The organism is Rhodococcus sp. NPDC127593 (genome assembly GCF_042671975.1).
In the GTDB taxonomy this organism is placed as follows: domain Bacteria; phylum Actinomycetota; class Actinomycetes; order Mycobacteriales; family Mycobacteriaceae; genus Rhodococcus_F.
The window spans coordinates 24,166-34,210 of sequence record NZ_JBHXWI010000082.1 but is presented as its reverse complement, the minus strand read 5'-3'; the positions used below and the strand labels follow the sequence as shown (position 1 = coordinate 34,210).

At 61.7% G+C, this 10,045-nt stretch carries 11 protein-coding genes and 1 pseudogene; 5 read left to right on the top strand and 7 right to left on the bottom strand.

Annotated features, from left to right (window positions below):
* Positions 1-346 precede the first annotated feature (346 nt).
* The 4 genes and pseudogenes from ACFVJ3_RS43780 to ACFVJ3_RS43765 all read right to left on the bottom strand — a co-directional run bounded on the left by ACFVJ3_RS43780 (position 347) and on the right by ACFVJ3_RS43765 (position 2,702).
* On the bottom strand, positions 347-1,240 hold the full coding sequence (locus ACFVJ3_RS43780) for a hypothetical protein (RefSeq protein ID WP_378458009.1): 894 nt from the start codon (positions 1,238-1,240) through the stop codon (positions 347-349).
* Positions 1,241-1,448: 208 nt separating this feature from the next.
* Positions 1,449-1,742, bottom strand: coding sequence for a DUF6308 family protein (locus tag ACFVJ3_RS43775; protein WP_378458010.1), 294 nt, complete (start codon positions 1,740-1,742; stop codon positions 1,449-1,451).
* Positions 1,743-1,857: 115 nt separating this feature from the next.
* Positions 1,858-2,109 (bottom strand): annotated as a pseudogene (locus tag ACFVJ3_RS43770) (DUF6308 family protein); the annotation flags it as partial.
* 173 nt (positions 2,110-2,282) lie between these two features.
* On the bottom strand, positions 2,283-2,702 hold the full coding sequence (locus ACFVJ3_RS43765) for a helix-turn-helix domain-containing protein (RefSeq protein WP_378458008.1): 420 nt from the start codon (positions 2,700-2,702) through the stop codon (positions 2,283-2,285).
* A 77-nt stretch (positions 2,703-2,779) separates the two neighbouring features.
* Between ACFVJ3_RS43765 and ACFVJ3_RS43760 the strand changes: the two genes are divergently transcribed.
* The 5 genes from ACFVJ3_RS43760 to ACFVJ3_RS43740 all read left to right on the top strand — a co-directional run bounded on the left by ACFVJ3_RS43760 (position 2,780) and on the right by ACFVJ3_RS43740 (position 7,026).
* A complete protein-coding gene (locus ACFVJ3_RS43760; RefSeq protein WP_378458007.1) occupies positions 2,780-3,655 on the top strand; it encodes a hypothetical protein in 876 nt (291 codons plus the stop codon).
* Between the two features lie 176 nt (positions 3,656-3,831).
* A complete protein-coding gene (locus ACFVJ3_RS43755) occupies positions 3,832-4,773 on the top strand; it encodes an abortive infection family protein (protein WP_378458006.1) in 942 nt (313 codons plus the stop codon).
* 163 nt (positions 4,774-4,936) lie between these two features.
* Entirely contained in the window at positions 4,937-5,437 is a 501-nt protein-coding gene (locus ACFVJ3_RS43750) for a hypothetical protein (protein WP_378458005.1), read from the top strand.
* Between the two features lie 60 nt (positions 5,438-5,497).
* A complete protein-coding gene (locus tag ACFVJ3_RS43745; RefSeq protein WP_378458004.1) occupies positions 5,498-6,511 on the top strand; it encodes a hypothetical protein in 1,014 nt (337 codons plus the stop codon).
* Positions 6,508-7,026 carry a hypothetical protein gene (locus ACFVJ3_RS43740; protein ID WP_378458003.1) on the top strand — a complete coding sequence of 173 codons (519 nt, stop codon included), beginning with the start codon at positions 6,508-6,510 and terminating at the stop codon, positions 7,024-7,026. The genes ACFVJ3_RS43745 and ACFVJ3_RS43740 overlap by 4 nt, the downstream gene beginning before the upstream one ends.
* Before the next feature lie 309 nt (positions 7,027-7,335).
* Here ACFVJ3_RS43740 and ACFVJ3_RS43735 read toward each other — a convergent pair whose 3' ends face one another.
* The 3 genes from ACFVJ3_RS43735 to ACFVJ3_RS43725 are packed head-to-tail and all read right to left on the bottom strand — an operon-like array spanning position 7,336 to position 9,901.
* Entirely contained in the window at positions 7,336-8,442 is a 1,107-nt protein-coding gene (locus ACFVJ3_RS43735) for a hypothetical protein (protein ID WP_378458002.1), read from the bottom strand.
* A complete protein-coding gene (locus ACFVJ3_RS43730) occupies positions 8,388-8,954 on the bottom strand; it encodes a hypothetical protein (protein ID WP_378458001.1) in 567 nt (188 codons plus the stop codon). The genes ACFVJ3_RS43735 and ACFVJ3_RS43730 overlap by 55 nt, the downstream gene beginning before the upstream one ends.
* Before the next feature lie 44 nt (positions 8,955-8,998).
* Complete coding sequence (locus ACFVJ3_RS43725) at positions 8,999-9,901, bottom strand: zeta toxin family protein (protein WP_378458000.1); 903 nt, start codon at positions 9,899-9,901, stop codon at positions 8,999-9,001.
* Positions 9,902-10,045 lie beyond the last annotated feature (144 nt).

Below are 10,045 nucleotides of genomic sequence, written 5' to 3'. Positions count from 1 at the left end.
CTGTCCCTATGCCCGCTCCGCCGCCCCCCGAGACACCTCCGAAGATCGGAAACCCCAGGCAGAACGCCCGCTACTCAACAACTACGGCACCCTGGCCGTGTGGGGAGCCAGGTGTTCGTTTCCTTGCGCTAGATCTCACTGCTTCGCGAGTAAGCGGAGCGCCAGATCCGGATCCCGGAGGATTACGACTGCTGCTGTCGCCACCACTACCGTCGAAACTAGGTGCCGACGTTTGGGAGCGTCTCTCGATGCGTAGAAGTAGAGCAACACGGCCGCGCAGAACGTCCGCTTGATGGAGCCGACGATCTCCAGATCGAGATGTGGCTCGTCTCGAGATGGTTTTCGTTTACTCACTGCCCTCCCCCTTGCTCGATCGCGCCGCGGATTCGCGCGCAGTCCTGGCCTGAAGTTCCGCACGCGCAGCACGACTGAACGGCCCGGTCAGCGTGAAGTATCGTCGCTCAGCCCAGCCGGTAGCCGAGAACTCCGCTGCGACCCGTTGCGGTCGAACGGTGATCAACTTGTAGTCCATCAACTCGTGTATCCCCCTCTGCGCGGTCTTCGCCGAGATCCCATACCAGTTGTCCGCCTCCTCGTACGGCAGATAGGTCTCGTCTCGCCCACTCGTCTCGTGAAGCAGGATCAGAAGCAACGCACGACCGGGGAGGGACAGTTTCTCGTGCCAGCCATCAAGCCAAAAGGCTGACGGCAGAATGAAGTAGATCTCCTGTGGCTTCTTCTCCTTCGGGGCCGTATCGGGGCGAGGCCGGACGTACTTCCGCTTGCCGGATTCGTCCCTCGGCAACACATGCGCTCGTCGCCACTTCCTGGAGCGCTCGATGAGGTCGAGGTCCTCCAGGTTCTTCCAGATTCGGCTGACTGCCGAGTTCGGCAGCGGATCGTCCGCACTCGAGGACAAAGCCCGCGCCCAGACGCCTGCCGGCCACGGCTGGTCTTGTTTGGCGAGCTGTGCGTGGTTGACCAGGAGAAGGACGAATGCATTCAGTTCGCGCCCCTGACGTGCAGTGACGATCTCACCGAGCTTCGCCTTCCGCACTTTGGAGGAGAGGGGCTGCTGAACGAACGTATGGCGGATTGGGGTGAAGCCACGGGCCTCGAACCGGACCATCTTCGCTCGGGTCGATTCCGGGGTCGCTTCAGTGGCTTCATTGGCAGGGTCGGCGAGTTCGGCGGGGTCCGTCACTTGCGGCAGCGCGGCCTCGTCTGTGTTCGTTGTCATGGCACAACGATCGCACGATTGGCCGGACTGAGCACGCAGGCTTTAGGCGGGTCAATTCGCGTTTCAGACCTGATACTGAGACACGGTGCGATGCAGCTCAGATACCCTGCTACACGATGCAGACACCGTAGAAGGCCGGGTTCGCATCAGATCGTCGAGTCACATACGCGTCCGCGGAGGATCACGTGTACGCAGCGAGATTATTGAGTCAATTTTCCAAATCAATGTGATCGTCGAGTCCCCGGTTCTTGCCATCCATCCACGCGATCACATCGAACACGCGGAGCGCGGAAATCTCTTCGGGGAGGCCGGCTTCCTCCCGGAGCGACAGCAACCGGTGATGCAACGCGCCGCCGTCGGCGCGCAGGGCCTCCCGGACCGGGTTCAAATGCGACCGCTCCGTGCCCAGGACCTGGCTCACCACCGAATCCCAGATCGGATACAGCCGGGGACGTTTGCGGGCGATCAACTTCGTTGCCTTCGTCTGGCCGATCCCCGGCAGCGCCCACAGGGCCGTTTCCAGGTCCCACGCGGGCCACCCCGGGGTCGGCGGGTCCGGTTCGTCGAACCAGGTCCCGATCCGGGCCCACCGCCGTCAGAAGGGCGTTCAGCGCCTCCGCCTCGCTGTCGAGGATCGCCCGCGCTGCCGTCGGCGGGACCTGCACCGACAAGAACGTCACCGCAACCAGATCGTCCGCAGTGAACCGGTCCGCCTCACCGGCCCGATTACCGGTGCTCGACCACGAGTCGAAATGCGCCCCGACGTAGGCGCCGTCGCCCAGATACGGGCGGCCGTAATACCTCGTCAGCGCCGCTACCGCCGCAGCGTCCGAATCGGTCGCGAGGGTGGTCGGCAGCCGCAATGTCATACCCGCACCCTCTCACCCCTCAGGCGCCGGCTACCGAGAACCGAGCCGAAATGGTCGCTACGCGGTGTTGCCCGCCGCACAGCCGCTGGCGGTATCCGGCAGAGCGTGCGGGCCTGCCTCTGTGCCAGGGCAGCGGGTGCGGCGCCGCAGGGTCCTGGCCGGGCTGTCGGTGGCTATGCGCCGCGGCGAGCGCGGGCGTTGTCCACCACGGACTGGCGCAGCACCCAGGTACCGCCGACACGGGTGGCCGGCAGCACCTTGCCCTTGATGGCCTTCAGTACGCCCTGGCGGGTCATTCCGAGGCCGTCGGCGGCCTCCTGCACCGACACCAGCGGCGGGAGGTCCATGGCGTCGGTGAGGCGGTCGAAATCGGCGGTGGTGAGCACTCGCAGCGACCGCAACGGCCAGGGGTACGTCCCCAGGACCGCCAGCGCGGTCGAGGTGGCCTGGCGCACCGATTCGGCGGGGATGGTGAACACGACCTCGGCGTGGCCGAGTTCCGAGCGCGCGGCCCCGCCGCTGTACTCGGCGATCGGGCCGCGCAGGGCGTCGGCGTCCAGCTCACCAGCATGCTCACCAAGCTCCGAGCGCAACCGCCGAGGCGTCGAGGCGTCGAGGCGTCGAGGCGTCGAGGCGTCGAGGCGTCGAGAGCTACCCGAACAGTGGCTGGATGAGCTGTCTAGATCGTGTCGAGGTCTACATGCATCGTGAAATTGTGTCCGAAAGAACCACTTCCACTGCCGATAAGTTTCCTCACCCGGCGTGTGCAGTTGCAGGTCTGACCGAGCACGACGTGATTCTTCGCGTGATATTGGATTCGGTCCTCGGCCTCCGCCGTAGAAATATCAGATGCATCGATAATGAACTGCGCCATGAAACTCATTTCAGGTATTGCAGCGCGAATTCGCTGCACATCCCATTCTTCCGGGTTCTGCGAGGCATGCAAGATGTTTACTCCAGCCACACTCTAAGACAGAGCTGCGGTGCTCTACGTCAATCACCGGACCACCGCCGCGGCAAGTCAACGTGGTGCGAACACGCCCCACCAACCAGGCTCATCGAACTAGGCCGCGACATCGTCTACAGCCGCACCCATGCCGCGGTGCCGCGGTCCACACCGCCTGCCAGAACCTCGAAACTGGATCCACGACCGCATCACCGACGCGCTCAACCAATCCGGATTACCCTTGAAGACAAGCGAACTCAGATGCTGCAAGGGCCGAAACACCCGGCACGTTCAGTCTGGGCTGAAAAGCAACTTCATCTAGATGAAGAACCACGCCACCAGCGCCGCAATCGACACAAACGCACCACCAACGGCAAGGGCGAACTGCCGGGCGGCGCGCGACGGAACCGTCACCACCCGAACACCACCACCCACACCGCCGGCGCCGCCCAGCTCACCCAGTACTCGACTGGCGGTGGAACAGAACCGAACGAGGTGAGCGAGCCAGGCGGATACCGTGCATCAAAAAGGACTTTCCATCCCTCTTTGCGTCAAGCTATTCGCCCGCGCCACCGCACATGCAACTCTGCAGAGAGCTGAACACCGAGAGCGCATCCGTGTGTGCCTGACCGTGAACTGGGAGGCCGTGGAGTTGGATGGCGACGAAGACACCGCCGACGTCCACGGAAGCGCGCATTGACACCGGGCTGATCAACGTCCCAGCGGGGAACGGGGCTGCTCGTTGAGTCGCCACGGCACTAAGCGACGATATGCCGATGAACGCCGCCCCACGCCCTATCACAGAATCGTCAGCAGGAGCCCGTCGGATCACCAGCGTCACCCGACAAGCCATAGTCGACCTCCTGACGCTTGAGCGCGACTACTTCTGGCTCGGAAAGCTCGACGAGGTCTCCTTCCTCGGATCGCTATACAATCTCGAGGAGCTCCCCAGCAATGACTACAGGTACAAGACCGCATCAGGTGATATCTATCAGCATTGTGTGAACAACGACGACTGGCCGTCGGGATGGGTGTTCTCCGACCCTCGATTCAACCTCCTCCATGGTCCTGACGGGGTGTTTCTCCAATTCCTTACTCGGACAGTGCATCCCCTCGTACGACGGGGCGATGTCGCAGAAGAGATGGTGTCTGAACTCAACAAGGCCCTCGCCCCCGACAAGTACGAACTCGTTGCCGATGGTGATATCAGTGGACGTAAGAAATACAGCTGGCGTCATCTGGACGGTTTCCACCGCGATCGGCCCGCTGCACTCAGCGCCGACGGAGCAACACTCGGTGACCGAACAACACTCGACCGGCATTTGAAGCGGATCGAACCAAACATCACTGCTGATCCCGAGGCAGCGATCGGATCGTGCAAAGAGCTCGTCGAGTCGGTGTTTGTACAGATCCTTGATGAACGAGGTGTCCCCCACAAGCGAGGCGACGACCTGCCGACGCTCTTCAAAGCCGTGAGCAAAGCACTGGACCTTGCCGGCAGCTCGGTCGATGGCGACCCCGATGCCAGTCGTGCCGTTAACAGTCTGCTTCGCGGTTTGGCGAGTTCGGTCCAGAGCCTCGGCGAACTCCGAAACCGAGCCGGTACCGGACACGGGCGAGCGACTTCGAGTACTGCTGGACGACGGCATGCACGCCTCGCACTCAACGCAGCCGTCGCCATCACCGAGTTCCTGTTCGATGTCTGGGAAAACCGATGATGCGCGGAGGACAACGCCCGCCGATTGAGTGAACGTGCAGTCAGGTGGATGGCAGAATCTCGCCGAGTCTCCGGCGGGCGCACCCCCATCTCACATGCTTCATGGAGGCAACAGGACCGACGTCGGTTGATCCGTTTCCCCGAGTGCTCGATACAGTCCCTGCGTGGATCTCGGCGATATCGCGACATGGGTCGGGGGCGTAGGAGCAGTGGTGGCAGCCGGCGTTGCAGTTGGCGCCGAACGCCGGGCCAGAAAGTCAGCTGTCGATGCAGCGACCGAAGCCTCCCGCGCAGTAACTGCCGCTGAAGAAACGGCGCGGGCACAGTCACGCCTGGCCGACATCGCCGAGGCCCAGGCCGCTCGATACCGCACGCCGTGGACGATGCGGCATCGCACCAGCGACAAGTACGAAATAGTCAATGCTGGCGATGAGCCTGCATATGGCGTCGAAGTCTCCGGGCGGGCCATCGTGGGAGCGAATCAGCCGGTCCGGGCCGCACGAATCGACATCAACGCCACTCTTGATTTCTTCGGTGCACGCGCAGATTTCGACGACGACCTCGACGAAACGATCGTCGTCCGCTGGCATAGGAAGCCAGACCAGAGCGACGAACAACTGACCTGGAGCTGCCCACTTCCCCCGAAGCCCTACGCCGCCGACTAGAGAAGGGGCGCGTCGCTCGCAAAATTATTACCCCCGGGGTAGATTTAAAGCACCCCCGGAGTGGAAGGCGCTGTGATGAGCGATAGGGCAAGTGACTACGCGACAGGTCTGCATGTGGAGCTCACCTTGTCCCACCTCCGCTCAGTGCCCGATCCTGTTCAGCGAGCGCATGAGTGCACCGCTGTGGCCGAGCAAGCCCGGCAAATCCAGGGGCAGATCGCAGCGATTCGTCGTCATGCTGTCTATGAAGCGACTCTTCGGCCGGGCGCCAGCGGTGAGTCCGTCGCAGCTGAACTCGGTGTCACGCCAAAGGCGGTATCGCAGGCCACCGCGACATACCGGAAACGGGAACTCAGCTATCTGAAGTCCGCGCTGGTCGAGTACCTCCAGCAGGACCTACCGGCAGCGGTAGGGCGAGAGGTCGATGCCGCGCTGAAGGCTCGCGATGTCGTTCAGGTGGCACGAGCCGTTGTGCGTGCGGATGACGGTCGGCACACCTGGGACCTGACGAACGAAGAATGGGGGTTCCTCGAGGCCGCCGAGCGGAGAGCACGCGAAGTCATGGCAATCGCCCAGGTTTCTCCCGACCGACCTGACTACCGCCCCTCCACCCTCGCTGACCGAACAGTCGACTACGACAAGGTCGACCCGTATCTTCGCTGGCCCGTCAAGTGCCTCAACGCGCTTCCAGGCATCGCCGGTTCCGGCAGTCACTACCGGCTGAAGGGGGATATTTCCGAAAGTTGGATGCTCAGCTGGCAGATCATGTCCGCCCAGCCCTACACGACGGTGTTCGAGGCTGGACCACACCGTGACGGGTGGGCGTCCACAGAGTGGCTGGTGTGGTTCACCCGCGATCTCATTCGTTCTGGATGCGATCTGGAGACCACCGTGACCAGCCCTCCTCCCTACCTGAACCAGCCGGGAGAATCACTCAGCTTCCAGGTGTTCGGCACCATTCAGAAGGGCTCGTTGTCGCCGACGCAATACGCCGAGAAGCTGATCGCCATGTGGGACGACCATGAGACCGGTTACGTCGACATTGACTGGCCCAAGCCGGAGTCGACGGCGTGAGGCCGCACATCTTTGTCGATGAGAGCAAGGTCGGCGGCTACACGCTTGTGGCAGCGTGCGTGGTCCCGCCCGAGTTGGCCGACGCCAGGAAACTGATGCGGGGACTGCTCCTGCCCGGCCAGCGCCGGTTGCATTTTTCGGATGAACGCGACTCACGGAGACGGCAGATCCTCGACACGATCTGTGCCAGCGGAATCACATCACGGATCTATACCTGCCGCTCGAAAGCCGAACTTGCGGCACGGCAGGCATGCTTAGTGCGGTTGGCCGCCGACGCGCAGGAAATGTCCGCAGAGCTCATCGTGATCGAAAGGGACGACTCGACGATGAGTCACGATCGACGAACACTGTTTCAGCACCTGCGCGGATCCACGATGCGGTACGAACACAAGCGTCCGTACGAGGACAGCCTGCTATGGATACCCGACGCAATTGCTTGGAGCTGGACCAAGGGCGGGGCGTGGCGTAAACGAATCGACAGTGCAGTCGAGGCGATCGAAACACTTCACCTATGACAGCGCGAAGCCCGGCTCACCAACCGTCCGGGTGGCTGCCGGGCTTACTTCAGAGAGCTACTGCCCTCCGCAAGATCAGCATATCGCTATCCGTCTCCTGGGTCGATAGCGCGGCTCAGTTTCCCCCCGAATCCCCTCCGCAGGTCGACCTTGTGCCGCACTCCGTAGGGAAATTGCACGGGATGGCGCGTTGGCACCATCACTGGTATCCGTACGTCGGGATCCGAAGTCTCCTCCCCCAGGTTCACCGAAGACTCCACGTTTAGTCGGAAGACAACCGCTCCAACTCGCTAGCGACGGCGGACCCAGCTAGTCGGCGTCGTCCCAACCCTCAGAAGCAATCTCCGCGGCGCGCGCCGAAACGTACACCTTGAAATCAGGATGCGCGAAAATCCGCTCGAGCTTGCGGTCGGCGCCAACCTTCTGCGTGATTCGGGCGGCAATCACTTCAGGATTCGGCCAAAGGTCACCGGACCTAATCCAGCCGAAAATCGTGGATTCCTTGCCTGCAATTGAGGCTCGTAGTGACCGAACTTCATCCGCTTCCAGGTCAAGCGAGTCCAGGATGCCCCTTATGATGTCTTTCGCGTAGACGTCACCACCGATGTCTTCCAGCCGTTCCGAAGATGGCAAGTTCCACCAGTAGATTCTTCGGCCGCCAACCCGACCAATGACGCGCTCCTCACTCAGCCTGTCCAGCGGGCTCGCCTTGAGGCTGCTTCTCCATGATGGAGGCGGGATCGGGGTCTTACTGCTGCGGTATGAACGTTCGACCGTTGTGCCCTGAACCGCGGCCAGGATGTGTCCCGGTGGTAGGACCTCGACAAGCGAGCGCAGCGCAACTGAAAAGTGGACATCCGCATCGTTCAAAACCTCTAAAATCTCAGCCTGCGAATGGAGTTCCAACAATTGCGAAAGGCGCGCAGAGGGAACGAGGATCCGCTGCGCGAACAGATGCGCCTCGGTCTCGGAAGGCGGAAACTCGCTACTTTCCTGTTCAGGATCCGATTCACCGCCTTCTTTGCAGAAGGACAACCCCGAATGCCAACTCAGCTCAATGTGTCCAAGTTCGTGCGCGATCGTGTACCGCAGGCGACGACGTTGATGATCTGCGAGATTTGCCGGGTTTCCAATCCGCGCAGAATTCAGCGCAATGTGTGGCCGGGATAGTCGAGGCTCGCCAACCAATCCGAAAAGGATCGCGTCGAGGTCGCTCGGGATCGTTACGTAGTCGACGTCGGCATACTCATTGCACAGTGCGTGGATGTCGAATCCAAAGTCCAGGCCGTGGGTTTCGACCATCCTCTGGGCAGCGCGATTGACCCCTTCTAGATCTGGGTGGGCAGCGGTCTTCGAACCGATCAACGCCGCTTCATGCCCTTCGGGGTGAGGCCAGCGGCGTAACTTGTCAGCCATTCCGACAAGCTCGAAGCATTGAAGGCGCGGTCGGATCGGGCAGCGAGTGCGAACTCCTCTTGCTGCGAATCCTCGACCCGCGCAACTGCATTCTCGACTTCCTCAAGTGAAATCCCGGCCCGATGAGCCAACACTAGTGCGCGTAACCGTCTCGGATCCGCTTCCGCAAACGTACGTTCTCGGTCAGAAAGTCCAAGACTGTCGGGGTCGGACCGCCATGCGTCGGCCAGCTCTGAGTAAAGGATCTCACCTGTGGCTGCCCTATCGATCATCGCGATCGTCGGGTCCTCGATCTGGACGGGCTCGGGAAGTCGACCCAATATCTCTTCGATGAGCGATGCGTGCTCGACGCGATCTTGGTCAGCCTGCCGGGCGAGGGCCTCTTCGATCTTCGCTTCGGCGTTGTCCACCTCGGCCGGAGTGCCGAACAACAATGCACGTTGGAGCGCCTCGCGTGCTTCTCCAAGGGCAACGGCGGGTGGTTTGACAGGCAGGCTGCGCGTGCGCACCATAACGACTCCCTCCGATTCCACTTCGTGTGTGTCCGAGAATACAGCTAGGATGCCAGTTTCATCGCAGCGGAACCTACGGAACCGAAAGTTCCGTCTCCGTCGATGACTGTTGGTGCTCCTTTGAACTGCGAGTCGGAAGTATCGAACACGCCCCATCCAGCCAGTTCGACGTCGCCGGCGTCATGAGCGAGGAGGAGCGCGTCAAGCGCCTTCCGTGGTCGATGTCCGACGGTCTTGGCGAATTCGACATCGACTATCCGACCAGTCTGGACCGCACGACGTTTAATCCGTTCTACTGCCTGTTCGATTGGGCATTCCGCCACAAGTGCATAGACGCGGTATCCGGCTCGGTCGAGCGACCGCCAGTCATCCACTACGTACTGCGGATCGCCGATGACGTCGATGCACACTCCCGCATGGTTCGGGGTTCCTGACAGGAACGTTTCGCGAAGTTCGCCGTAGGTCACGAAGGAACACTCTTCCTGGACGACTTCGCTGCCGGGACCGCCGGCGTATTCAGGCAGCTCAACTCGCACATCGTCGGCGTCAAGTGGAACTGGCACAACCGTGCCAGCGCGGGATACCAGCGGTCGAAGCGAACTGCTCTTGCCCGATCCGGGGCCGCCGAACAGAAGAAATGCTGGTGGTCGATCTGTATCGCCCACCGGTTCGCATCCTTGAAGAAGCTTGCTGACGATCGCCGAGTGAATCACAGGCCGAGGATGCAGCCAGGCCTTCCCAGGTGTCCGGTGAACATCTGCAGTCCGGACCATCCGACCGCCCTGAACCTGCGCATAGAGGTGGCGATACAACGCAGGGTCCGCTTCCCAGCGGGCACGGGCGCCCTCATCATCGATCCACCACGACCTTGCGTACCGAATCATGCCTAGCTTTAGGCGGTCGAACTGCTCGTCAAGAGCGTCGCCGTCTATATCGATCACCGTCATCGATGGTCCGCCCCGTGTCAGTGTTTGGGTTGAAAACGCAATCGTCGATGCTATGGCATGTGGCTGACACTCTTGAGCATCAACCCGCGCACCAAGTGGCCCATTCTTCGAGGCAGCAGAATTCCGTATCACTATTTCAGGAGG

What these genes read in the sequence shown, in the direction of transcription:
- ACFVJ3_RS43725 (WP_378458000.1), bottom strand. Translation starts at nt 9,901, where the DNA reads ATGACGGTGATCGATATAGACGGCGACGCTCTTGACGAGCAGTTCGAC.
- ACFVJ3_RS43755 (WP_378458006.1), top strand. Translation starts at nt 3,832, where the DNA reads ATGAACGCCGCCCCACGCCCTATCACAGAATCGTCAGCAGGAGCCCGT.
- ACFVJ3_RS43735 (WP_378458002.1), bottom strand. Translation starts at nt 8,442, where the DNA reads ATGGCTGACAAGTTACGCCGCTGGCCTCACCCCGAAGGGCATGAAGCG.
- ACFVJ3_RS43730 (WP_378458001.1), bottom strand. Translation starts at nt 8,954, where the DNA reads ATGGTGCGCACGCGCAGCCTGCCTGTCAAACCACCCGCCGTTGCCCTT.
- ACFVJ3_RS43780 (WP_378458009.1), bottom strand. Translation starts at nt 1,240, where the DNA reads ATGACAACGAACACAGACGAGGCCGCGCTGCCGCAAGTGACGGACCCC.
- ACFVJ3_RS43760 (WP_378458007.1), top strand. Translation starts at nt 2,780, where the DNA reads ATGAGCTGTCTAGATCGTGTCGAGGTCTACATGCATCGTGAAATTGTG.